The organism is Kitasatospora sp. NPDC059088 (assembly GCF_042738155.1).
Classification (GTDB): Bacteria; Actinomycetota; Actinomycetes; order Streptomycetales; family Streptomycetaceae; genus Kitasatospora.
Genome location: NZ_JBHYGR010000019.1, coordinates 77,884 through 101,644, shown reverse-complemented (window position 1 = coordinate 101,644; position 23,761 = coordinate 77,884). Strand labels below are relative to the sequence as shown.

Here is a 23,761-nt window from a genome sequence, read left to right as displayed (position 1 = left end):
ATGACCACCCGCCTGACCGCCAGCCCCGACAGAATCGGGCAATACCTCCGCCCGAAACCCTTCGCGGCAGCCTAAATCGGTATCGAACGCCCTCTGAGAGCGGGGCCGGCTCCGGGAACGACGGCCCGGAGGAAGATGTCGAAGATGAGGCATCCGCCCCATGTGCCGGGCACGGCACGGGCCTAGCGTCGAGGCAGCACCGTCGAGGCAGCACCGTCGAGGCCGAACCGTCGAGGCCGAACGTCGGACCGTGAAGCGAGGTAGTCATGGGCGTCAGAAGCACACTGTTCGCGGTGACCTACGACCGGATGATGGCCAAGGCCGAGCGCCAGGGCCTGACCGACCTGCGCCGCCGGTTGATTGCCGAGGCCGGCGGCCGGGTGCTCGAAATCGGCGGCGGCACCGGGGCCAACCTCGCCCTCTACGGCGACGGCGTGGAGTCGCTGACGGTCACCGAGCCCGAACCGGCGATGGTCCGCCGGCTGGAGCGCCACGTCGCGGAGCGGGCTCCGCGCACCACGGTCCTGCGGGCCCCGGCCGAGGACCTTCCGTTCGAGGACGACAGCTTCGACGTCGTCGTGTCCACGCTGGTGCTCTGCGGGGTGAGCGACCAGCAGCGGGCACTGCGCCAGCTCGGCCGGGTGCTGCGCCCCGGCGGGCGGCTGCTCTTCCTGGAGCACATGCGCTCGGAGGACCCGAAGGCGGCCCGCCACCAGGACCGGATGAACTGGCTGAACCGGCTGGTGGTCTGCTGCGAGTGCAACCGCCCGACGCTCGACTCGATCCGGGCGGCCGGATTCGTCGTCGACCACGTCGAGCGCCAGGTCTTCCCCGCGAGTCCGTCCTTCATCGGCCCGGCCGTGCTGGGCAGCGCCAGGCTCCCGGCGGCGACCCCCTGGTGGGGCCGCCGCCCTGCTGCGGCCCGACCGAGCGACCAGGCCACAGAGCCGAGGGCCGAGCCTCCAAACCGAGAGGGTCAGACCCTCACGTCACGGGCGATGCGGTACAGCACGTTCGGACGCAGCGGCCCTTCGGGCGCGGTGGTGTCCTCGAAATCGTCAGCCGGGTCTCGGGTCATGCCGATCCGGCGCATCACTGCCTGGGAACGGAGGTTGGTCGCAGTCGTCACCGCGAGGATCTCGGGGAGTTCGAGCGTGTCGAAGCCGAAGGCCAGGCCGGCGAGGGCGGCCTCGGTGGCGTAACCGTGGCCCCAGGCCGAGCGGGCGAGCCTCCAACCGATCTCCACCCCGGTGAACGGCAGACCGTCATCCACCTGGTCCAAGCCCGCGAAGCCGACGAACTCGCCCGTGGCCCGCACCTCGACCGCCCACCATCCGTAGCCGCGCCGGTCGAACTCGGCCTGGAACCGCGCCACGGAGGCGTCGCTCTGTTCACGGGTGAGCTGGTCCCCCAAGTGCTCGCGAACCTCGGGATCAGCATTCATCGCCGCCCACGGTTCAAGGTCGGAGTCTTCCCATCGACGAAGGATGAGGCGGTCGGTACGCAGTTCAGCCATGCTGCCCAGCCAACGCGAGCTCCGGCCTCAAGGCAATCCATTTTCTTCGGGACGTGGGATCAGAGGGTCATGCCCCTGGCGAGGAGGTCCATGGTCCGGTCGACGAGGTCGTGCAGGTCTTCCTGCTGGCCGCCGCTGACCCACTGCCACAGGGTCTCGTCGACGGCGGCCATCACGGCGACGCAGATGACGCGGACGGGCAGGGAGTCGGCGGGGTGTCCGGCGCGTTCGGCCAGGACGGCGGCGAGCATGTCCGCGTCCCGTGCGGCCTGTTCGGCGGTGCGGCCGCGGATCACCGGGACCTCGCGGACGAGGCGGGTGCGCTGGACGAGTTCGGTGCGGTCGGTGGCGTGGAGGTGGTCCAGGGTGTCGAGGACGGCGTGGCGCAGGGATTCGAGGACCGGTTCGCCGGCGGGGCGGGACCGCAGTCCGGCTGCCAGGAGCGGGTCCTGCTCGTCGGTGAGGACGATGTCCTCCTTGGTGGCGAAGTAGCGGAAGACGGTGCTGGGCGAGACCTCGGCGGCGGCGGCGATCTCCTCGACCCGGGTGGCCTCGTACCCGTTCTCGGCGAACAGGCGGTAGGCGGCGCGGCGGATCGCCTGCCGGGTCCGGGCCTTCTTCCGTTCCCGCAGCCCGGACCGGTCACCGGTGGTGCCCGTGGCGGGCGTGGCGGGCGGGGCTGGCGTGGGGGTCTCGGGGGTCATCGTTCGGCGGTCCTTCGGTCGGGGGCGGTGGTTCCAGGTCGGGGTGCGGGGGCAGGTGCGGGTGCGGGGGCGGGCAGGAACCGGAGCACGAGCAGGGCGACGGTCAGTGCGGCGGCCGCGCAGGCCGCCAGGAGGACACGCGTCCCGTCCGTGAAGGCGCGGTCGGCCGAGGCCGCCAGCCGGCCGTCCGTGAGGCGGTCGGCCACCAGATGGGCGGCGGCGACGGACTGCCGCGCCGCCACGGCCTGGGCGGCGGGGACGGCGTCGGTGTCCAGCCGGGCCGCGTACACGCTGGTCAGGATGCCACCGAGCACCGCCACTCCGAGCGCGGAACCGCACTGGCGCAGCGTGGTCAGCAGGCCGGAGCCGCTGCCGGCGCGTTCGGTGGGCAGTGCGCCCAGGGCGTTGCCCACGGCGGGCACGATCGCCGTACCGAGTCCCAGGCCGGCCAGTGCCAGCCACAGCGCCAGGGCCGGGTATCCGCCCGCCTGCCCCACGGCCGCGCCGAGGAGGGTGGCGGCGGACAGGGTGAGCAGCCCGCCGCCGATCACGGCGCGCGGGCCGAAGCGGGCGGTGAGCGCGCCGGTCAGCCTGGGGGCGGCCGCCATGGCGGCCATCAGCGGCAGCATCGCCAGTCCGGCGCCCTGGCCGTCGTAGCCGCGGACGTCCTGGAGGTACTGGGGCAGGGCGAACATGAGGGCGGCCAGCACGAACGAGACCAGCGTGGCCGCCGCCGTGCTCCACACGAACTCCGGCTGCCGCAGCAGGGACAGGTCCAGCAACGGCCGCTCCCGGCCGCGCGAGCGCCGTACCAGAGCGGCCAGCAGCACGGCCGAGGCAGCGGCCGCGCCCAGGATCGGAGGGCTGGCCCAGCCCCGTGCGGGTCCTTCGTTCAGGGCGAGGACCAGAGCGCCCAGTCCCGCGACCGTCAGCGCGGCGCCGGTGACGTCGAGCCGGGGCGAGGCCGGGTCCCGGCTCTCCGGCAGCAGGAACACGCAGGCCGCGATGCCGGCGAGCGCCAGCGGCACGTTGACCAGGAAGACCGAGCCCCACCAGAACCGCTCCACCAGCCAGCCGCCCAGCAACGGGCCGAGCGGGAACCCGAGCGCGGACACCGCCGACACGACGCCGAGGGCCCGGTCGCGCTCCCGCGGGCCGAACAGGGACGGCAGCACGGACAGTGCCAGCGGCATGACCAGTGCGGCACCCGCACCCATCAGCGCACGGGCCACGACGACCGGCCAGACCGTGTGGGCGGAGGCACCCAGCAACGAGGCGCCCAGGAAGACCCCCAGGCCGGCGACGAGCACGCGCCGCCGGCCGAAGCGGTCGCCCAGCAGCCCGCCCGGGAGCATCAGGGCCGCGAGCACCACCAGGTAGCCGTTCACCATCCACTGCAACTGCCCGCCTGTGGCACCCAGCTCCGCCGAGATCGAGGGCAGCGCCACGTTCAGGACCGTCGCGTCCAGGCCGAGCAGCAGATTGCAGGCCACCAGGGCCGCCAGTGCCCACCAGCGCCGCGAGCGGGACAGCGCCGACGACGGGCACGCCATGCCAACCTCCAGGAGAACCGAACCACGAATATGACACCAGACTCCCATATGGGAGTCGACTGTCAAAATAGGGGGCCCGGGCGACGGGCCGCACCGGCCCCTGGGCATGCAACGGCGAGGCCCCGTGCTCCCGGGGTCGGGAGTACGGGGCCGTTGTGCGCGTTGGGGTCAGGCCGCTCGCGTGCGAGTGGCCGGGCCTGCCGTGGTCGGGCTACATCGGAAAGATCGGGGCGGAGACGACGTTCTCCTCGGCGCTGTCGTAGCAGGAGAACAAGCGGGCCTGGGCGCCCTGGTAGAGCCCGCCCCAGGAGTTGAGGCAGTTGGCGGAGGCGACCTTCGGCTGCATCTGCCTGCCGTTGCCCTTGTGGACCCAGTTGAACCAGGTGTCGTTCGCGGAGCCCTGGGTGCAGGGGTACAGGCGCATGTGGTTGCCGGTGACGTCGCCCCCCTCCCAGTTGTTCACGCACAGGGTGTGCACGTGGTCGTTGCTCGTGGCCGCCTGGATCTGGAAGTGGGTGGCGTCCGCCGGGTACAGCGACCACTGCTGGGCCTGGGTGCCGTTGCATCCCCAGATCTGGACCGTGGCGCCGGAGACGAAGTCGGCGCCGGAGACGTCGAGGCAGTAGCCGTTGGCGAACCGGACCTCACCCCAGACGGACCTGGTATCGGCGTGGGCGGTGCCGGTGCCGAGCGTGGCGGCGAGCAGAGGTGCTGCGGCGACGGCGGCGAACGTGGCCAGGAGTTTGCGCATGATGATCTTCCCCCGTTGATCGACAAGCTGTTGATCACGATCGTAGGGGAATCCCTCCGCACGATGATCACCGAGCGGCAACGAACAGGAGACGAAGCGGGGTCGTGGGCCCGGGGCCGGCGGCGGCCTCCGCATCCCGCCCAGGGTTCGGCGGGCAGACGCAGGGTGTCGACGGCGCCGCGCGGCGAGCGGATGCAGCGCCCGGGCGATGCGGCGCCCCGGGGGATTCAGCCGCGGGCCGCGCGGGGGCCCGGGAGGGCGAGGGCCAGGAGTGCGGCGACGGTGGTGAAGGCGGCCGCGGCGAGCAGGGCCCGTCCGTAGCCGGCGGTGGCGGCCTGGGCCGCGGGGCCGCCGTGGGAGGCGGCGGTGTGCGAGGCGACGGAGGCGAGCGCGGCGAGGCCGAGGGCGCCGCCGACCTGCCGTGAGGTGTTCACCAGCCCCGAGGCCAGCCCGGCCTCCTCGGGCCGGGAGCCGGCGGTGGCCGCGACGGTGAGCGGCATCGTGGCCAGGCCCAGGCCCAGGGTGCAGAGGACGAACGGCGGCAGGACGTCGGTGGTGTACGAGCCGTCGGCGGTGATCTGCGACAGCCAGCCGAACCCGGCGGTGCTCACCGCCGTGCCGAGGACCATCAGCGGGCGCGCGCCGGTCCGCCCGATCAGCCGGGTGGCGATCCGGGCGCCGGCGATGATCGCGAGCGCGCCGGGGACGAAGGCCAGGCCCGCCCGCAGCGGGTCCCACAGGAGGACCTGCTGGAAGTAGAGCGAGAGCAGGAACCACATCGCGAACATGGCCGCCCCCAGGGCGAACACGGTCGCGTTGGCCAGGACCAGCACGGGGCGGCGCAGGATCGTGAGCGGCACCAGCGGCTGGGCGGTGCGGGCCTCGATGACGGCGAACGCGGTGAGCAGCGCGAGGGCGGCCGCGACGGGGGCCCACACCTGGGGCGCGCCCCACGGGTGGGTCTCGGTGGCGACGATGCCGTAGGTGAGCAGGGTCAGCCCCAGGGTGACGGTGAGCGCCCCGGGCAGGTCCAGGCGGCGGCCGGCGCGCGGACGCTGCCCGACGGGGACGGAGCGGACGGCGGCGACCACCAGGACCATGCCGATCGGCACGTTGACGAAGAACACCCAGCGCCAGCCCGCGTACTGGGTGAGCACGCCGCCCAGCACCGCGCCGGCCGCGCCGCCCGCGGCCATCACGGCGCTCCAGGCGCCCATCGCCCGGGTGCGGGCGCGGGGTTCGGTGAAGGTGGTCATGATCAGGGTCAGGGTGGCCGGGGCGAGCATCGCGCCGCCGACGCCCTGGGTGGCGCGGGCGGCGATCAGCAGCGGGCCGTTGCCGGCCAGGCCGCAGACCAGGGAGGCGGTGGTGAAGGCGGCCAGCCCGCTGGTGAAGGCGCGCTTGGCGCCGATCAGGTCGGCGAGGCGGCCGCCGAGCAGCAGCAGCCCGGCGAAGCCGAGGGTGTAGGCGTTGACGATCCACTGGAGCCCGGCCGGGCTGAGGCCGAGGCTGTCGCGGACCTGCGGCAGGGCGACGTTCACGATCGACACGTCGAGGACGACCATGAACTGGGCGGCGCAGGCGATCCACAGGACGGTCGAGCTCCGGCGGTCCGGGGCGGAGGTCCCGTCGGTGCTTCCGTCCGGGGTGATGTCCGGGGTGGTGCCCGGGGTCGCGTCGGCGGGCGGGGTGGTGCGTGCGCGCGGTGCGGGGGCTGGCTCAGGCATGGGGGAAGAGTAACTCTATAAATAGAGTCCTCCTATTTCCTATCCGACTGCGGTGGGCGCTGCATGTGCCGCGTCCAGGGCCGCGTCCCCCGCGTAGGCGGTGGCGATCCGCCCGAAGCCGCGCCGCAGCACCTCGTCCACACCGGCTTCGACGTCCCCGACCGGCGCCCCCTGGGCCAGCAGTCGGTGCCGGGCGCCGAACGCGGCGGAGGCCACCGCGCCCACCAGGCCGGCGAACAGCTCCTGGTCGGCCACGGCCGTCCGGCCGGCGGCCCGCTCGGTCAGCGCCGCGAGCAGCAGCTCCCGCCGCTCCCGGTCCAGCACCAGGTACGCGTCGCGCAGCGCCGGGCTCGCCAGCAGCACGCCCGCGAAGGTCCGGGACCGGGGCAGGCCGTCCTCGTCGAGCCCGATCCGGGTGACGGAACGGAAGCACGCCTCCAGGGCGGCGATCAGTCCCAGGGTGGTGCCCGCCCCCGCCACGGCCGCGGTCAGCCCCTGGTTGAAGTCGGCCCGGCGGCTGAAGAAGATCTCCTCCTTCGTCCGGAAGTGCGTGAACACCGTCGCGGGCGCGACCTCGGCCGCCGCCGCGATGTCGGTGAGCCGCACCTCCTCGAAGCCGTGTGCGGCGAACAGCCGGAACGCCGCGTCCCCGATGGTGCGACGGGTCCGCTCCCGCTTGCGTTCGCGCAGGCCGGAGGTGGTCTCGGCGGGGGTGTCGGTGCGGGTGGGCATGGATCAAGCCTAGCCGTAGTCGCCGGATTTCTGGAGTCGCTCCATTTCCGGGCCGCGCCAATGCCTTCGGTCGGACGGTTCGATGACGTAGGGTCAGCAGTCGACAGCGGAGCGAAGCGAAGGGTTGGACCCCATGGCCGAGCAGGGTGCCGCAGGCGCGGTGGAGACGGCGCGCCGTTACTACGGGAGCGCCGAGGTCGACGGCTTCTACGCCACGGTGTGGGGCGGGGAGGACATCCACACCGGGACGTACCTCGAACCGGACGAGTCCATCGCGCGGGCGTCCCGGCGCACCGTGGAACGGGTGGCGGCGAAGGTCGCCGGGCGGCTCGGGCGCCCCGGGGCCACGGTGCTGGACCTCGGGTCCGGGTACGGCGGTGCGACCCGCTACCTGGCCGGGCGGTTCGGGTGCCGGGTGGTCGCGCTCAACATCAGCGAGCGGCAGAACACGCACCACCGGGCCGTCAACGCCGCCCAGGGGCTCGACCGGTCGATCGAGGTCGTCACCGGCTCGTTCCAGGACGTCCCCTTCCCGGACGGCCACTTCGACGTCGTCTGGTCGCAGGAGGCCTTCTGCCACAGCCCCGACCGCGACCGGCTGCTCGCCGAGGTCACCCGGGTGCTCCGGCCCGGGGGCGAGGTGGTCTTCACCGACGTGATGGCCGCCGAGGGGGTCGCGCCCGAGACGCTGCGGGCGGTGGTGGCACGGCTGGAGGTGTCCGAACTCGCCACCCCCGGCTACTACTTGAAGCGGTTCGCCGAACTCGGCCCGCTCCGGGTCGACTTCGACGACGACGGCGGCCAACTCCTCACCCACTACCTGCGCCTGGTGGCGGAGACCGAACGCCGGGCCCCGGAGCTGCGCCGGCTCATCGGGCCGGACTACGTCGCGGGGCTGCTGGAGAACCTGCCGCTCTGGGTGGAGGCGTGCCGGCAGGGCCGGTTGAGCTGGGGGATCTTCCACGGCCGGGACGGCCGCGACGGGCACTGACCGGTCGGGGCCGCTGACCTGGACGGCCCGCCGGACCGGCAACGCTGCGAAAACGATGCGACTACCGGTGCAGCGTGTGAGTGCGCGACGGTCGGAACGTGCAGGCAATCACCGACCGGCCGCCCACCGGACCCGCCGTACCGGCCGTACCCGAGCGGACCGCCGACGGGCGGGCCCGGCTGCGCGTGCTGATGGCCGGGACCGCCCGGGGCGACGAGCGGGCCTTCGAGGAGCTCTACGCGGCCACCGCCGGCGCCGTGCTGGGCCTGGTGCTGCGGGTGGTGCGCGACCGCGCGCAGGCGGAGGAGGTCGTCCAGGAGGCGTTCTGGCAGGTCTGGCGGGAGGCCCCGCGCTACCGCCCCGAGCGGGGCGAGGTGCTGACCTGGATGCTCACCGTGGCCCACCACCGCGCCGTCGACCGGGTCCGCTCCGCCCGGGCGGCCGCCGACCGGGACCGCGCCGCCGCGCTGCGCGGCTACACCCCGGACTTCGACCAGGTCGCCGAGCAGGTCGAGGGCGCGCTGGAGCGCGAGCTGGAGCGCCGGACGGTCCGGCACGCGCTGGCCGGGCTGACCGAGGTCCAGCGCGAGTGCCTGCTGCTGGTCTACTTCGGCGGCTGCACCCACACCCAGGCCGCCGCCGCGCTCGGCGCGCCGCTGGGCACCGTCAAGACCCGCATCCGCGACGCCCTCGGCCGGCTGCGCGAGGAGCTCGGCGACGCGGCCGGGCCCCCGCCCCGGCCGCGCGCGCGCCGGCCGAGCGGGCCCCGGCGCCCCGTCGTAGGCTCGCGGCCGTGACCGCCCCGACCGCACCGGCCCCGGCCGGACTGACCACCGGAGCCCTCGCCCGCCGGCTCGGCGTCTCGCCCACCACCATCCGGTCCTGGGAGCGCCGCTACGGCATCGGCCCGGCCCACCGCGCCCCCGGGCGGCACCGCCGCTGGGAGCCGGAGGACGTGGCCGTCCTGGAGGAGATGTGCCGGCTCACCGCCCGGGGCGTCAACCCCGCCGAGGCCGCCCGGACGGCCCTGGCGGCCGGGTCCGGCCCTGGCTCCGACTCCGGCTCCGGGTCCGGCTCCGGGCCCGGGCGGCCGACCGCCCGGACGGGGACGGCCTCCGGCGGCAACACCCTGCCGGTGGGCACCGTGCGCCCCGAGTGCCGGGGCCTGGCCCGGGCCGCCGTCCGGCTGGACGCCCCCGAGGTGGCCCGCATCCTGCGCCGCAGCGTCGACGAGCTCGGCGCCGTCGTCGCCTGGACGGAGGTGATGACCCCGGCGCTGCGGGCGGCCGGGCGCAAGTGGGTCGCCGAGGGCGAGCGCTACGTCGAGGTGGAGCACCTGCTGTCCTGGCACGTGGCGGCCGCGCTGCGCCGGGTCGCCGACCGGCCGGAGCCGCTGCCCGGCCCGGCCGTGCTGCTCGCCGGGATGCCGTCCGAACTGCACGCCCTCCCGCTGGAGGCGCTCGCCGCGGCGCTGGCCGAACGCGGCCTGCCGTTCCGGATGTTCGGCCCCGCCCTGCCGCCCGAGGCGCTGCTCGAAGCGGTGCGCCGGACCGGCCCGCCCGCCGTGCTGCTCTGGTCGCAGGTCACCCGCACCGCCGACCGGGCCCTGGTCGAACGGGTGGTCCGGACGGCCTGGGGCCCGCAGGGCGCGCGCACCCAGCCGGTGGTGCTGGTCGCCGGGCCGGGCTGGGCCGGCCCCCGCCGCCCACCGGGCACCCTGCGGCCGCGCGACCTCGCCACGGCCGTCGACCACCTGGAGGCGCTGCTCCGCTGACCAGGACCGGGGCACCCCCCCGGCCCCCGGACACCCGCCGGGCACACCCACCGGGCACACCCCGCCGTACGGAAGGAACCGAAGGAGCGGACCATGGACGAGCCGACCCCGACCGGCAAGCACTGCCTGGTCACCGGCGCCACCGGCTACATCGGCGGCCGCCTGGTCCCCGAACTGCTCGCCGCCGGGCACCGCGTCCGCTGCCTGGCCCGCGACCCGGGCCGGCTGCGCGACCAGCCGTGGCGCGCCGAGGTGGAGGCGGTCGCGGGTGACGTCACCCGGCCGGAGGCGCTGGACGGCGCCTTCGACGGCGTCGACGTCGCCTACTACCTGGTCCACTCCCTCGGCACCGGGCCGGACTTCGAGTCCACCGACCGCCGCGCCGCCCGCGCCTTCGCCCGCGCGGCCGCCCGGGCCGGGGTCGGCCGGATCGTCTACCTCAGCGGGCTGGTGCCCGCCGGGGTGCCCGAGGCCGAGCTGTCCCCGCACCTGCGCTCGCGTGCCGAGGTCGGCCGGGTGCTGCGGGAGGCCGGGGTGCCCACCGCCGAACTGCGGGCCGCCGTCATCATCGGCTCCGGCTCCGCCTCCTTCGAGATGCTCCGCTACCTGACCGAACGCCTGCCCGCCATGGTCACCCCGCGCTGGGTCAACACCCGGATCCAGCCCGTCGCCGTCCGCGACGTGCTCCACTACCTGGTCGGCGCGGCCGGGCTGCCGCCCGAGGTCGACCGGGCCTTCGACATCGGCGGACCGGACGTGCTGACCTACCGGCTGATGATGCAGCGCTACGCCCGCGCGGCCGGCCTGCCGCCACGGCTGATCCTGCCGGTGCCGGTGCTCACCCCGGCGCTGTCCAGCCACTGGGTCGGCCTGGTCACCCCCGTGCCCGGGCCACTCGCCCGCCCGCTGGTGGAGTCGCTGCGGCACGAGGTCGTCTGCCACGAGCACGACGTCGCCCGCTGGATCCCCGACCCGCCGCAGGGCCTGACCGGTTTCGACCGCGCCCTCGAACTCGCCCTGCGCCGCATCCGCGAGGCCCGGGTCACCACCCGGTGGTCCTCCGCCTCGCTGCCCGGCGCCCCCAGCGACCCGCTGCCCACCGACCCCGACTGGGCCGGCGGCAGCCTCTACCAGGACCTGCGGGAACGGCGGGTGGACGCCGACCCGGCCGCCGTGTGGCGGGTCGTCGAGGGCGTCGGCGGCGACAACGGCTGGTACTCCCTCCCGTTCGCCTGGGCGCTGCGCGGCACCCTCGACCGGCTGGCCGGCGGGGTCGGCCTGCGACGCGGCCGACGCGACCCGGAGCACCTGCGGGTCGGCGACGCCCTCGACTTCTGGCGGGTCGAGGAGATCGAACCCGGGCGTCTGCTGCGGCTGCGGGCCGAGATGCGACTGCCCGGCCTGGCCTGGCTCGAACTGCGGGTCTCCCCGGACGGCGAAGGCGGCGCCCGCTACCGCCAGCGCGCCCTGTTCCACCCGCACGGACTGGCCGGCCACGCCTACTGGTGGTCGGTGGCGCCGTTCCACTCGGTGGTCTTCGACGCCATGGCGCGCAACATCACCGAACGGGCCCGGCATGCCGCCTGACCGGTCGCCCACCGTGGCGGGGCGGACCGCGGGAGCACCGCCAATCCGCGCGGCGACCCGCTCCGAAGGACCGGGAACGGTCCGGCACCCGCCGCACCCGCCGCACCCCACCCCCAGAACCCCGACCGCACCCGCTCCGAGGTCCCGCCGATGACCGTCTCGATCGCCCTGTTCACCCAGGACCTGCGCCTGCACGACAACCCCGTGCTGCACGCCGCCCGCGCCGCCGCCGACCAGGTGGTGCCGCTGTTCGTCCTCGACCCGGCCGTCGAGGCGGCCGGCTTCGCCGCCCCCAACCGGCTGGCCTTCCTGGCCGACTGCCTCGCCGACCTGGACGCCTCGCTGCGCCGCACCGGCTCCCGGCTGATCGTCCGCCGGGGGCCGACCGCCGAGCAGACGGCCGGGCTCGCCGCCGAGACCGGGGCCGGGACGGTGCACGTCGCCGCCGGGGTCAGCGGCTACGCCCGGCGGCGCGAGGCCGCGCTGCTCGCCCTGTTCGGCGACCGGCTGCACGTCCACGACGCCTCGGTGACCGTCGTGCCGCCCGGCCGGGTCGCCCCGGCGGGCCGCGACCACTACGCCGTCTTCACCCCGTACCACCGGGCCTGGCAGCAGACCCCGCACCGCACCGTGCTGGGCGCGCCCCGGGTGATCCGCACACCGGACGGCATCGGCAGCGAGAACCTCGCGGTCAGCGGCCCGTTCTCACCCTCGCTGCCGCGCGGCGGCGAGACCGCGGCCCGGGAGCGCTGGCGGCGCTGGGACGTCGACGCGTACGCCGACGTCCACGACGACCTGGCGGCCGACGACACCTCCCGGCTCTCCCCGTACCTGCACTTCGGCTGCCTGTCGGCCACCGAGCTGACCGCCCGCGCCCTCCAGCGCGGCGGCCCCGGGGCGGAGGCCTTCGTCCGGCAGCTGGCCTGGCGGGACTTCCACCACCAGGTGCTCGCCGCCCGGCCCGACGCCGCGCACCGCGACTACCGCACCCGGGAGGACCGCTGGCACCGGGACGAGCACGAGGCCCAGGCCTGGCGGGAGGGCCGCACCGGCTACCCGATCGTCGACGCCGGGATGCGCCAGCTCGCCGAGGAGGGCTGGATGCACAACCGGGCCCGGCTGCTGACGGCCAGCTTCCTCGCCAAGTCCCTCTACCTGGACTGGCGGATCGGCGCCGCCCACTTCCTCTCCCTGCTGGTCGACGGCGACGTCGCGAACAACCAGCTCAACTGGCAGTGGGTGGCCGGCACCGGCACCGACACCCGGCCCAACCGGGTGCTCAACCCGCTGCGCCAGGCCGACCGCTACGACCCCGACGGGGCCTACGTACGGCGCTGGGTACCGGAGTTGGCCCACCTGCCCGGGCCGGCCGTGCACCGCCCGTGGATGCTCGCCCCCGAGTACCCGGACCCGATCATCGCCCCCGACGCGCTGATGGTCCGGATGCGCGCGGCCCGGGAGCTGGACTCGCCGTAGCACCACCGCCGTTGGGCCACCGCCGTTCGTACCGCTCCCCGCTCCCCGCTCCCCGCTCCCCGCTCCCCGCTCCCCGCTCCCCGCTCCCGGCTCCCCGCCCCGGTCGCTCAGCGTTGTGGACGGGCGCCGGCCGGGCTGACGAGGCGGTCGCCGACGAGCCGGGTGCCGGCCTGCTTGACCTGCCTCAGCACGGGGGAGACCTCCATGCCCTGGAGCCCGGCGAGGGACCCGATCCGTTCCGACGTGAACTCGAACAGTTCGTCGAGGTCCCGGCAGTGCGCGACGGCGTGGAGGTTCCAGGGCCCGGAGACGGCCGCGGCGAAGGCGATCCCGGGCTCCTGCGCCAGGGTGCGGCCCGCGCTCTTCAGCTCCGAGGGGTGCACCCGGAGCCAGAGGTGGGCGCGGGCGTGGTAGCCCAGGGCCGCCGCGGCGATCTCCACGTCGAGGTGGACGGCGCGGTGCCGGAGCAGGGTGTCCAGGCGCCGGGAGACGCGCCCCGGGGTGAGCCCGGCGGCCGCGGCGAGGTCGACCAGACCGGCCCGGCCGTCGGCGGCGAGCGCGGCGAGCAGCTTCTCGTCCTCCGGGGCGAGGTGCAGCGGATCGCGGGGGACGACCGGGGACTCGGTGAACGGGGGTCCGTCGCCGCCCAGTGCCGCCTCCTCCTGCGGGGACAGCGTGCCCTGGAGGGCGGACCAGTAGTGGCCGCGCCCGCCGAGGAACTGGCGGAGCATGGCGACGGCGTTGATGTCGAGCACCGCGGCCGTACGGGGCAGCCGCTGCCCGAGGAGGTCCTCGCGCTGTTCCCGGGTCCGGGACTGCGTCGCGCAGGTGATCTCGCAGCCCGCCGCGTCCAGCGACACCCAGTTGACGTCGTCCCGCCCGGCCAGCGCGTCGGCGATCGCCGGGGCGCTCCCGGGGCGGCAGCGCAGCCGCACCAGCCACCTGCTCTGCCCCAGGGCGCCCGGGTTGACCACGCCGGCCACCCGGATGACGCCGTCGGCGCACAGGCGGCGGTAGCGGCGGTTGACAGCGCCCTCGGTCAGGCCGAGGGCGGTCGCGATCGCGGCGAACGAGGCCCGCGGAGCGATCTGCAACGCCCGGATGATTCGCACGTCGTCGGGCTGGATCGGAGTGGATTCCGACATCGGGGACCTTGCCATGGGGGCGATCCTACGGACGGGGGCCGGTGGCTCGCCCGGGTGGCGGTGCGGGCGGAACACTCGGCGGTGCCCGAAGCGGGAAGCAGGGCTCGCAGCAGCGAGACCCCGAAGACCCGAAGACCCGAAGAGATGGGGATGACGCCGGATGTCATCGACAGGCAGCGCACCGCACCCACCGACCGCCCTGATCGTCGGGGCCTCTCGCGGCCTCGGCCACGCGATGGCGGCGGAGTTCCTCGACCGGGGCTGGTCGGTGGTCGGCACGGTGCGCGACCCCGCGGCCCGCACGCCGCTGCACGGGCTGGCGGACCGCGCCGGCGGGCGGGTGACCGTCGAGCAGCTCGACGTCAACGACCCCGGCCTGCTGCCCCCGCTGCACGAACGGCTGGCGCACCGACGGTTCGACGTGCTCTTCGTCAACGCGGGCACCACCAGCAACGAGCGGACACCGATCGGGGCGGTCACGACCGCCGATTTCGTCGACGTGATGGTCACCAACGCGCTCGGCCCCCTGCGCGTCATCGAAGCCTTCGAGGACCTGGTCGCCCCTGCGGGCCTGATCGGGGTGATGTCCTCCGGGCAGGGCAGCATCACGGACAACACGTCCGGCGGCCGCGAGGTCTACCGGGGCAGCAAGGCGGCCCTGAACATGTTCCTGCGGAGCTTCGCGGCCCGGCGCAGCGGCACCGGGCGGGCCTTCCTGCTCCTGGCGCCGGGCTGGATCCGCACGGACCTGGGCGGCCCGGACGCGCCGTTCACCGTCGAGGAGACCGTCCCCCTGCTGGTGGACGTCCTGCTGTCCCGGCTGGGCACGCCCGGACTGGCGTACCTGGACCGGTTCGGCCGGACCGTCCCCTGGTAGGTCCCGCCGGGCGCAGGCACGGGGTTGACGGGTGCCGGCGCGGGACAGGTCGGTGCCGGACAGGCCGGTGGGCCGCAGCGAGGCTGCGGCCCACACGGGTTGGAGCTGTGCGCGTCGTACGGTCGCTCAGGAGGCGTTGAGGGCCGCGTCGTCGATGACGAAGCTGGTCTGCAGGGAGGAGTCCTCGGTGCCGGTGAACTTGAGGGTCACGCTCTGGCCCGCGAAGCTCGACAGGTCGAAGGTCCGCTGCACGTAGCCGGTGCCGGCGTCGACGTTGGAGTAGGTGTGCAGGGTGGTGGAGTTGGCCTGGACGGTGAGCTTGTCGTAGGCCGTGGTGCCGGTCTCGGCGGTGTCGACGTGCAGCCAGAAGCTGAGCGTCGCCTTGCAGCCGGCCGGGATGGTGACGGTCTGGCTGAGGGTGTCGGTGTGGGTGCTGCCGTAGCCGTCGAGCCAGGCCTTCCAGGAGCCGGAGTGGCTCGGCTCGCTGCTGGAGTTGTCGATCACGCCGCTGGACGCGGTCCACGGGGAGGCGGTGCCGGTCTCGAAGCCGGGGTTGCCGAGCAGCTGGCCGCCGCCGGTGCAGGTGCCGCCGCCGGTGCCCGCGACGGTCCACGTGAAGGAGGCGGAGCCGGTGGCGCCGGTGGTGTCCTTGGCGGTGACCGTGACGTTGTTGCTGCCCGCCGTGGTCGGGGTGCCGGAGATCAGGCCGGACGAGGAGTTGATCGACAGTCCGGTCGGCAGGCCGGTGGCCGAGTAGCTGAGGCTCTGGCCGGAGGCCGAGTCACTGGCGTGGATCTGCAGGCTGGCCGCGGTGCCGACGGTGCCGCTCTGGTTGCCGGGGCCGGTGACCGTGACGGTGTTGCCGCCGCTGCTGCCGCCGGCCGTGAAGGCGGCCAGGCCGTTGGGGGTGCCGAGGCCGGTCGGTCCGTCGTAGCCGGCGCCGGCGGTGCAGAGGTAGGTCGGCGAGCAGGTGCCGTTGGCGCCGCTGGTCACGTCGTTCAGCGAACCGGCGTGCTGGTAGGCGTACTTGGCCGGGACGTCGCCCGCGCCCGGGGCGCCCGCGTCGGCGTAGACGGCGGCGATGATCGGCGCGGAGGCGCTGGTGCCGCCGTACACGGCCCAGCCGCTGCCGCCGTAGGTCTGGTAGACGGCGACGCCGGTGGCCGGGTCGGCGACGGCGGAGACGTCCGCGATGGTGCGGTTGGCGCAGCCGCTGTCGGTCTGCCAGCTGGGCTTGGGGTCGTAGGCGGAGCAGCCGGAGCCGGCGCCCTCGCCGCCGGAGCTGGTGCCCCAGACGGACTCGCTCCAGCCGCGGGCGTTGGAGGCGCGGGTCAGCGAGGTGCCGCCGACGGAGGTGACGTACTGGGAGCCGGCCGGGTACTGGGCGCCGTAGCCGGAGTCGCCGGAGGAGGCGGTGATGGCCACGCCGGGGTGGTTGAAGTACTGGCTGTCCGAGGTGGTGTCGCTGGAGTCCTCGGCGCCGCCGTAGCTGTTGGAGACGAACTTCGCGCCCTGGGCGACGGCCTGGTTGACCGAGGCGCCGAGGTCGCCCATGGTCGCCGAGTTGGCCTCGACCAGCAGGATGTGGGCGTTCGGCGCGACCGCGGAGACCATGTCGAGGTCGAGGGAGATCTCGCCCGACCAGCCGGTGTCGGAGGTCGGGTAGCTGGTGCCGCCGTTCTGGTCGATCTTCTTGAAGCAGCCGTTGGCGGTGGTGCACGCAGGCAGCCCGTACTGCGTGCGGTAGGTCGCCAGGTCGGACTCGGCGTTGGGGTCGTCCTGCGCGTCGATGATGGCGACGGTCTGACCGGCGCCCCCGTTGGCGGGCAGGGCGTAGGCGCTCTGCAGGTCGCCGGGGCCGAGGCCGGACGGCGTCGCGTCCGGCGAGACCGCGTTCAGGGCGAAGGCGTGCGGCTGGACGACGTCGGTGCGCACCAGCGCGTCGCAGGCCATCCGGTGCGGGCCGCTCGGCTTGGCGCACACGTGCCGGACGCCGCTGCCGGCGGCACCGGCCTGGCCGGACCAGGTGGCCGAGGCGTCGGCCGGGGCGGCCAGCGCGAGGCCGGCGGCGACCACGGCGCCGACCGCGAAGGTCGCGGTGCCGGCCCGGAGCCGGCGGTGCCGCAGGGGGGAACGGAGGAAGTTGCGCAACGGAGCCCTCCCAGGTGGGGGGTGGGACCCCGGGGGCGCCGAGGAGGCCGTCGTCAGGCGGCCGGTCGGCGGGCAGGCCCGGGGTGTGAGGGGGAGACGCGCACGAGCAGACGGCTGCCCTGGAGGGTCGGCGGGGCACGGCACGTCGGCCCGTGGGGGACGGGGGGCGCCGCCGGACGATCGATGATCGGGGCATGCCAAGGAGGTGGTGCCGAGCCTTCACGGCGTCAGCGGTAGGAAGGTAGCCAAGCCCGGTGGCGGCGAACAAGGCCGAAGTCCACCCCATGACCGAGGCTTGACCGGGCGGGATCCCGCCACTGGCGCCGCCTCGCCGCCGGCCGCGCTGAGCGGCGGTTCACCTCGCACACGGAACGGCCGAGGCCGGGCCGGGCCCCGCGCCGTACGGCCGGGCCGGCGGGGTGGGCGGCCGGGCGGCTTCGGTTCGTCAACACCCCACCGCACGAGGGCGGTTCAGCGGCGGTGGGGGAAGGAGCGCCGGGGTGTCAGGGCGCATCGGGTCAGGGTCGGGTCGGGTCGGGGTCGGGTCGGGGTCGGGTCGCGTCAGGGCGCGTCGGGTCCGTCGCGCAGGATGGGGCGTACGGGGTTCGCCGGGCGGGACCCGGTTGGGCGCCGGGGCGATTCGGGTACCTCCCTTGGCATGTCGGACGAGAAGAACCGCGCCGTGGCCGAGGCGATCCTCCCGCTGGTCGGCGGCGCCGCCAACATCCGCTCGGTGGCCCACTGCATGACCCGGCTCCGGCTGGGCCTGGCGGACCGCTCCCTGGTCGACCGTGCGGCGCTCGCGGCGCTGCCGGCCGTCCTGGGCACGGTCGACGACGACACCTACCAGATCGTGCTCGGCCCGGCGGCCGTCGCCGGGGTCACCGCGCAGCTGCTGCGGCTGCTCGACGCCGGCGGTGGGGCCGAGACGGCGGACGGTCCGGTCCCCATCGCCTCGGCCCCCACCGCCTCGGCTCCCACTGCCGAGGACCTCGCCGGGCGCGGGGAGCGGATCCGGGCGCAGGCCCGGGTGCGCAACGCGACCCCGGTCAAGCGGGCGCTGCGCCGGATCGCGAACGTCTTCGTCCCGCTGATCCCCGCCCTGATCGGCTGCGGCATCGTCGCGGCGCTCGCCGGGGGGCTGGCCAACCTCGGCTGGGCGCCGGCCCTGGTCGCCGCGCTGACGGCCGTCTCCTCGGGGTTCATGTCCCTGCTCGCCGTCTTCGTCGGCTACAACACGGCGAAGGAGTTCGGCGGCACGCCCGTGCTCGGCGGGGCGGTGGCCGGGGTGATCGTCTACGCCGGGGTCGCCAAGGTGGAGGCCTTCGGCCAGCACCTCACCCCCGGCCAGGGCGGCGTGGTCGGGGCGCTGCTCGCCGCGCTGCTGGCCGTCCAGCTGGAGCGCTGGACACGGCGGATCGTGCCCGCCTCGCTGGACGTCCTGGTCACCCCCACCGTCACCGTCCTGTTCGGCGGGCTGGCCGCCCTGTACGGCCTGATGTACGTCGCCGGGGAGGTCTCCACCGGCATCGGCCACGCCGCCACCTGGCTGCTCGCCCACGGCGGACTGCTCGCCGGGATGGTGCTCGGCGGCCTCTTCCTGCCGCTGGTGATGCTCGGCCTGCACCAGGCGCTGATCCCGATCCACACCACCCTGATCCAGCAGCAGGGCTCCACCGTGCTGCTGCCGATCCTCGCCATGGCCGGCGCCGGGCAGGTCGGCTGCGCCGCAGCCGTCTACCTCCGGCTGCGCCACAACGCCTCGATCCGGGCGACGATCCGCTCCGCCCTCCCGGCCGGGCTGCTCGGCATCGGCGAACCCCTGGTCTACGGGGTCACCCTGCCGCTCGGCCGCCCGTTCGTCACGGCCTGCGTGGGCGGCGCCGCCGGTGGCGCCTTCGTCGGCGTGGCCGGCCAGCTCGGCAGCGCCGTCGGCTCCACCGCCGTCGGCCCGTCCGGCTGGGCCCTGTTCCCGCTGCTGGCGGGCCCGCACGGCCTGGCCGCGAGCGCGGCCGTCTACGGCGGCGGCCTGCTGACCGGCTATGTCGTCGGCTTCCTGGCCACCTACTTCTTCGGCTTCACCCGGGCGATGCTCGCCGAGTACGACGCGCCGGCCCCGTCGCCGGTGCTCCCCGCAGTCGAGCCGGTCGCCGGCACCGAGTAGCGCGCTCCCTTCGCGCCCCGCCCCTACGCACCCGCTCCTTCGCGGTCTGCCCCGTGACGCCTTGACGGGGTGACGGTTCGTTATGTCCGCGTGACCTCTCGGGCTGACCCGGCGGGTCTACCTTTGTCGACGCTCGGCCAACTCCACCCCCTCACAAGGGAGTAGCCATGCCCGAAGCACGTCGGCGCACCCTCGCCGTGACCACCGCCCTGCTGACCGTCCTCGGCGCCGCCGCACCGGCCGTCGCCGCCACCGCCCCCAGCCTCGTCCAGGCCCCGCTCGCCGCCCACCACGGCGGCGGCACGCTGCACAGCACCAGCGGCAACTGGTCCGGCTACGCCGCCACCGGCGGCCGGTTCACCAGCGTCAAGGCCAGCTGGGTCCAGCCCGCCGTCTCCTGCACCGGCACCGACACCTGGTCCAGCTTCTGGGTCGGCCTGGACGGCGACGGCAGCAACAGCGTCGAGCAGACCGGCACCGAGGCCGACTGCTCCGGCGGCTCGCCGGTGTACTCGTCCTGGTACGAGATGTACCCGGCGTACCCGGTCGACTTCAGCAACACCGTGCGGCCCGGCGACCACTTCACCGCGAGCGTCACCACCAACGGCAGCGGCTCCTTCACCCTCACCCTCGCCGACACCACGGCGGGCTGGAGCCGGACCGTCAACAAGTCCCTCAAGAGCGCCGCCCTGGCCTCCGCCGAGGTGATCGCCGAGGCCCCCTCCAGCGCCACCGGGGTGCTCCCGCTGTCGAACTTCCACTCGGTGGCGTTCAGCGGCGCGAGCGTCAACGGCCAGAGCCTGGGCGGGTTCAACCCGGACGCCATCACGATGGCCTCCGGCGGCGTCACCAAGGCCACCACCTCCGGGCTGAGCGGCGGCAGCGCCTTCTCGGTGAGCTGGAAGCACAGCTGACCCCGAGCGTGCGGAAGGCCGCCGCCCCCCTTCGGTGCCGGGGGCGGCGGCCTGAGCTGTTCGGCCGGTGGCTCAGCGCCCGGTCCCGGCCCGGGCCCTGGTCCAGGCGGACTCGCGGAGCAGCCGCAGGCCGTTGAGGCCGACCAGGACGGTCGAGCCCTCGTGGCCGAGGACTCCCAGCGGCAGCGGGAGGGTGGCGACCAGGTCCCAGACGGCCAGCACGGAGATGAACACCGAGGCGATCACCAGGTTCTGCACCACGAGCGACCGGGCCCGCCGGGAGAGCGCCACCACGGCCGGGACGGTGGCGAGTTCGTCGCGCACGATGACGGCGTCGGCGGTCTCCAGGGCAAGGTCGGAGCCGGCCCGGCCCATCGCGAGGCCGGTGTGGGCGGCGGCCAGCGCGGGCGCGTCGTTGACGCCGTCGCCGACCACCAGGACCTTCCGCCCGGCCTGCTCCTGCTCGCGGACGGCGGCGACCTTGTCCTGCGGCAGCAGGCCGGCCCGCACGTCGGTGATGCCGACCTCGGCGGCCAGTCGGGCGGCGGCGCGCGGGTTGTCCCCGGTGAGCAGCATCGGGGCGGTGCCGGTCAGGGCGGTGAGCGCGCGGACGGTGGCGGCGGCGTCGGGGCGCAGCCGGTCGGCGATGCCGAGCAGGCCGACCGGGACGCCGTCCCGTACGACCAGGACGGCGGTGCGGCCGCCGTCCTCCAACTCGGCCGCCAGGGCGGCGGCTTCGGCCCGGACCTCGTCCGCGGCGCCGCTCGGCATCCGGGCCGGGGCGCCGACCGCGACGGCGTGCCCGCCGACGGTGGCGGTGACGCCGATGCCGGGGGCGGAGGTGAAGTCCTCGGCCGCGGCGAGGGCCAGGCCGCGGGTGTGGGCGGCGTCGACGACGGCGCGGGCGAGCGGGTGCTCGCTGGGGTGCTCGGCGGCCGCGGCCAGTGCGAGCAGCTCCTCCTCCGACAGGCCGGAGCCGGTCAGCGGGCGGAGGTCGGTGACCCGGGGGGTGCCCTCGGTGAGGGTGCCGGTCTTGTCCAGGGCGACGGCGTCGGCCTGGCCCAGGCGTTCCATCACGACCGCGGACTTCACCAGGACGCCGTGGCGACCGGCGTTGGCGATCGCGGAGAGCAGCGGCGGCATGGTGGCGAGGACCACGGCGCACGGCGAGGCGACGATCATGAAGGTCATCGCCCGCAGCAGCGAGCCGGTGAAGGCGGCGCCGAGGGCGAGCGGCACGGCGAAGACGGCCAGGGTGGCGACCACCATGCCGATCGAGTAGCGCTGCTCGACCTTCTCGATGAACAGCTGGGTCGGCGCCTTGGTCTCGGCGGCCTCCTCGACCAGCTGGACGATCCGGGCGATCACCGAGTCGGCGGCGTCCCGTTCGACCCGGATCCGCAGGGCGCCGGTGCCGTTGAGGGTGCCGGCGAACACCTCGTCACCACGCTGCTTGGGTACGGGCAGCGGCTCGCCGGTGATGGTGGCCTGGTCGACCTCGCCGGCGCCGTCCAGGACCCGGCCGTCGGCGCCGATCCGCTCGCCGGGGCGCACCAGGACGGTGTCGCCGACGGCGAGCCGTTCGGTCGGCACGCTCTCCTCGGCGCCGTCGGGCAGCAGCCGGGTGGCGGTGGGCGGGGCCAGGTCGAGCAGTCCGCGGACGGAGTCGGCGGTGCGGGCGGTGGCCAGGGCCTCCAGGGCGCCGGAGGTGGCGAAGATGACGATCAGCAGCGCGCCGTCCATGACCTGGCCGACGGCGGCGGCGCCGAGCGCGGCGACGATCATCAGCAGGTCGACGTCGAGGGTCTTCTCGCGCAGGGCCTGGAGCCCGGCCCGGGCGGGCTCCCAGCCGCCGGTGGCGTACGCGAGGGCGTAGAGCGGCGCCCAGGCCCAGGCGGGGGCGCCGGTGAGCTGGAGCGGGAGCGCGATCAGGAAGAGCGCGGTCGCGGCGGCGGCCCAGCGGGCCTCGGGGAGGGCGAACACCCGGGTGCGGCGGCGCGGGGCGCTGTCGGGGCGCGGTGCGGCGGGCGTCGCGGGGCGCTCGATCAGGGTGGTGGGCATGCGGACGGGACCCTTCGGGGCAGGGCGGAACCGGTGGCTCGGGGCAGGGCGGAGCCGGTGACTCACTCACCATACATGAACATATGAACGCTTCTTCATATATGAGTTGTACTATTGCCCGCATGGGTCATGGAGCAGCCCCCGCAACCGCCGTCCCGCACACCCGCCTGGACGAAGCCAGTGCCGCCCGGGTGGCCACCACCCTGCAGGCCCTGGCCACCCCCTCCCGGCTGCTGATCCTCTCCCGGCTGCGCGAAGGCCCCTGCGCCGCCACCGAACTCGCCGCCGAGGTCGGGCTGGAGCAGTCCGCCTGCTCCCACCAGCTCCGGCTGCTGCGCAACCTCGGCCTGGTCGTCGGACGGCGCGAGGGCCGCTCGGTGGTCTACGCGCTGTACGACAACCACGTCGCGGCCCTGCTCGACCAGGCCGTCTACCACATCGAGCACCTGCGGCTCGGGCTCAGCGACACCGAGCTCGACTGAGCCACGGGGTCGCTGAAGGGTCCGCCGGACAACTGGACGGCTGCCCGGTCGCAGTTCAGCGGCGGTGCCAGGCGGCGAGGAGGTCGGCCTCGGCGGTCGGGGTCAGGGCCTGCGGCAGCGGTTCGAACGGCTCGATGTCACGGGCGGTGTCCGCCACCGGGCGGAGCCGCAGGCCGGTGCCGAGCGCGGCGGCGGGGTCGGCGGTGTTGGTGGCCCGGCGCAGCGGGTCGGAGTGCCACAGCGGCAGCGCGCGGTCCTGGACGCCGGACGTCCGGAGGAAGTCGTCGTCGGCCCAGGTGAGCGTGGTCCCGGCCGGGGCGACGGCGGAGGCGACGGCATCGAGCAGGTCGCCCATCGTGAACGGCGGGGGAGTCGCGGCGTGGTAGGCGCCGGTGGCGCGCTTCGTCAGCAGGTCGAGCATCCAGTCGGCGAGGTCGCGGGCGTCGACGACCTGGAGCGGGGCGTCGGGCCGGCCCGGGGCCAGCACCTCGCCGCCACGGGTGATCCGCTGCACCCAGTGGTCGAAGCGGTGGGTGTAGTCCTGGGGGCCGATCACGTACGTCGGCCGCACCAGCAGGGAGTCCGGGCCGAAGCGCTCGACGGCCGCGCGCTCGCACTGGACCTTGAGCATGCCGTAGGTGGCCGGGGTGATCTCCTCGGGCTCCGGGCTGTCGGCCGGGAGCAGCGGGGAGTCCTCGGTGAACCCGGGCGCGGCGGGGGTGTCGTAGACCGCCATGGAGGAGACCAGGAGGTAGTGACCGGCCGCGCCGGGGTCCAGGGCATCGGCCAACTGCCTTACCTGGCGCGGGTAGTAGGCGCTGACGTCGACGGTGGCGTCCCAGCTCCGGCCGCGCAGCGCGGTGAGGTCGGCGTCGCGGTCGGCGATCAGGTGGGTGGCCTCGGGGAGCAGGTGGGCGCCGGAGCGGCCGCGGTGCAGCACGGTGACGTCGTGCCCGGCGGCCAGCGCGGCCCGGGCGAAGTGGAGGCCGACGAAGCGGGTACCGCCCATGATCAGTATGCGCATCGGACCATGGTTACAGCTCGGCGCGGGGGGGGGGGGGGGGGGGGGCGGGGGGGGGGCGGGGCCGGCGGGGCGCCCCCCGCCCCACCCCGGGGCGGCCGCCCCCCCCCGGGGCGCGAGAGTGAGGAGGACGAC

Annotated in this window: 19 protein-coding genes and 1 pseudogene; 10 read left to right on the top strand and 10 right to left on the bottom strand. The window is 75.1% G+C overall.

Annotated features, from left to right (window positions below; all coding sequences use genetic code 11):
- Window positions 1-266 precede the first annotated feature (266 nt).
- Window positions 267-713 (top strand): annotated as a pseudogene (locus ACFWXO_RS11680) (class I SAM-dependent methyltransferase); the annotation flags it as partial.
- Window positions 714-976: 263 nt separating this feature from the next.
- Here the strand turns inward: ACFWXO_RS11680 and ACFWXO_RS11675 are convergent.
- The 6 genes from ACFWXO_RS11675 to ACFWXO_RS11650 all read right to left on the bottom strand — a co-directional run bounded on the left by ACFWXO_RS11675 (window position 977) and on the right by ACFWXO_RS11650 (window position 6,983).
- Window positions 977-1,516 (bottom strand): GNAT family N-acetyltransferase, encoded by a 540-nt coding sequence (locus tag ACFWXO_RS11675; protein WP_380523377.1) that lies wholly within the window; start codon window positions 1,514-1,516, stop codon window positions 977-979.
- A gap of 59 nt (window positions 1,517-1,575) precedes the next feature.
- On the bottom strand, window positions 1,576-2,220 hold the full coding sequence (locus ACFWXO_RS11670; protein WP_380523376.1) for a TetR/AcrR family transcriptional regulator: 645 nt from the start codon (window positions 2,218-2,220) through the stop codon (window positions 1,576-1,578).
- Entirely contained in the window at window positions 2,217-3,773 is a 1,557-nt protein-coding gene (locus tag ACFWXO_RS11665; protein ID WP_380523375.1) for an MFS transporter, read from the bottom strand. Before ACFWXO_RS11665 ends, ACFWXO_RS11670 begins: the two co-directional genes overlap by 4 nt.
- A 211-nt stretch (window positions 3,774-3,984) precedes the next feature.
- Window positions 3,985-4,524: an RICIN domain-containing protein gene (locus tag ACFWXO_RS11660; RefSeq protein WP_380396498.1), complete on the bottom strand. Its 540-nt coding sequence runs from the start codon at window positions 4,522-4,524 to the stop codon at window positions 3,985-3,987.
- 227 nt (window positions 4,525-4,751) lie between these two features.
- The gene (locus tag ACFWXO_RS11655; RefSeq protein ID WP_380523374.1) at window positions 4,752-6,251 is read right to left on the bottom strand and encodes an MFS transporter; all 1,500 of its coding nucleotides are present in this window, start codon (window positions 6,249-6,251) and stop codon (window positions 4,752-4,754) included.
- A 39-nt stretch (window positions 6,252-6,290) separates the two neighbouring features.
- Window positions 6,291-6,983 carry a TetR/AcrR family transcriptional regulator gene (locus tag ACFWXO_RS11650; RefSeq protein ID WP_380523373.1) on the bottom strand — a complete coding sequence of 231 codons (693 nt, stop codon included), beginning with the start codon at window positions 6,981-6,983 and terminating at the stop codon, window positions 6,291-6,293.
- Between the two features lie 133 nt (window positions 6,984-7,116).
- Here ACFWXO_RS11650 and ACFWXO_RS11645 point away from each other — a divergent pair, with 133 nt between their 5' ends.
- The 5 genes from ACFWXO_RS11645 (at window position 7,117) to ACFWXO_RS11625 (ending at window position 12,811) form a co-directional block, all read left to right on the top strand.
- A complete protein-coding gene (locus tag ACFWXO_RS11645; RefSeq protein ID WP_380523372.1) occupies window positions 7,117-7,974 on the top strand; it encodes a methyltransferase domain-containing protein in 858 nt (285 codons plus the stop codon).
- Between the two features lie 191 nt (window positions 7,975-8,165).
- Window positions 8,166-8,771, top strand: a complete 606-nt coding sequence (locus tag ACFWXO_RS11640) for a sigma-70 family RNA polymerase sigma factor (RefSeq protein WP_380523382.1) — start codon at window positions 8,166-8,168, stop codon at window positions 8,769-8,771.
- Window positions 8,768-9,748, top strand: coding sequence for a MerR family transcriptional regulator (locus tag ACFWXO_RS11635; RefSeq protein WP_380523371.1), 981 nt, complete (start codon window positions 8,768-8,770; stop codon window positions 9,746-9,748). Before ACFWXO_RS11640 ends, ACFWXO_RS11635 begins: the two co-directional genes overlap by 4 nt.
- A 93-nt stretch (window positions 9,749-9,841) precedes the next feature.
- The gene (locus tag ACFWXO_RS11630) at window positions 9,842-11,335 is read left to right on the top strand and encodes an SDR family oxidoreductase (protein ID WP_380523370.1); all 1,494 of its coding nucleotides are present in this window, start codon (window positions 9,842-9,844) and stop codon (window positions 11,333-11,335) included.
- Window positions 11,336-11,485: 150 nt separating this feature from the next.
- The gene (locus ACFWXO_RS11625; protein ID WP_380523369.1) at window positions 11,486-12,811 is read left to right on the top strand and encodes a cryptochrome/photolyase family protein; all 1,326 of its coding nucleotides are present in this window, start codon (window positions 11,486-11,488) and stop codon (window positions 12,809-12,811) included.
- Between the two features lie 107 nt (window positions 12,812-12,918).
- Here ACFWXO_RS11625 and ACFWXO_RS11620 read toward each other — a convergent pair whose 3' ends face one another.
- Entirely contained in the window at window positions 12,919-13,971 is a 1,053-nt protein-coding gene (locus tag ACFWXO_RS11620; RefSeq protein ID WP_380523368.1) for an Lrp/AsnC family transcriptional regulator, read from the bottom strand.
- Between the two features lie 145 nt (window positions 13,972-14,116).
- Between ACFWXO_RS11620 and ACFWXO_RS11615 the strand changes: the two genes are divergently transcribed.
- The gene (locus ACFWXO_RS11615) at window positions 14,117-14,833 is read left to right on the top strand and encodes an SDR family NAD(P)-dependent oxidoreductase (RefSeq protein WP_380523367.1); all 717 of its coding nucleotides are present in this window, start codon (window positions 14,117-14,119) and stop codon (window positions 14,831-14,833) included.
- Between the two features lie 126 nt (window positions 14,834-14,959).
- Here the strand turns inward: ACFWXO_RS11615 and ACFWXO_RS11610 are convergent, their stop codons facing one another.
- Window positions 14,960-16,984 carry a putative Ig domain-containing protein gene (locus tag ACFWXO_RS11610; RefSeq protein WP_380523366.1) on the bottom strand — a complete coding sequence of 675 codons (2,025 nt, stop codon included), beginning with the start codon at window positions 16,982-16,984 and terminating at the stop codon, window positions 14,960-14,962.
- A gap of 658 nt (window positions 16,985-17,642) precedes the next feature.
- Between ACFWXO_RS11610 and ACFWXO_RS11605 the strand changes: the two genes are divergently transcribed.
- A complete protein-coding gene (locus ACFWXO_RS11605; RefSeq protein ID WP_380523364.1) occupies window positions 17,643-19,148 on the top strand; it encodes a PTS transporter subunit EIIC in 1,506 nt (501 codons plus the stop codon).
- 167 nt (window positions 19,149-19,315) lie between these two features.
- Entirely contained in the window at window positions 19,316-20,062 is a 747-nt protein-coding gene (locus ACFWXO_RS11600; RefSeq protein WP_380523363.1) for a G1 family glutamic endopeptidase, read from the top strand.
- 72 nt (window positions 20,063-20,134) lie between these two features.
- Here the strand turns inward: ACFWXO_RS11600 and ACFWXO_RS11595 are convergent, their stop codons facing one another.
- Window positions 20,135-22,123 (bottom strand): heavy metal translocating P-type ATPase, encoded by a 1,989-nt coding sequence (locus ACFWXO_RS11595; protein ID WP_380523362.1) that lies wholly within the window; start codon window positions 22,121-22,123, stop codon window positions 20,135-20,137.
- A 122-nt stretch (window positions 22,124-22,245) separates the two neighbouring features.
- Here ACFWXO_RS11595 and ACFWXO_RS11590 point away from each other — a divergent pair, with 122 nt between their 5' ends.
- Window positions 22,246-22,605: an ArsR/SmtB family transcription factor gene (locus ACFWXO_RS11590; protein ID WP_380408408.1), complete on the top strand. Its 360-nt coding sequence runs from the start codon at window positions 22,246-22,248 to the stop codon at window positions 22,603-22,605.
- 55 nt (window positions 22,606-22,660) lie between these two features.
- On the opposite strand, the gene ACFWXO_RS11585 is transcribed toward ACFWXO_RS11590, so the two are convergent.
- Window positions 22,661-23,629: an NAD-dependent epimerase/dehydratase family protein gene (locus ACFWXO_RS11585; RefSeq protein WP_380523361.1), complete on the bottom strand. Its 969-nt coding sequence runs from the start codon at window positions 23,627-23,629 to the stop codon at window positions 22,661-22,663.
- Window positions 23,630-23,761: the final 132 nt, after the last annotated feature.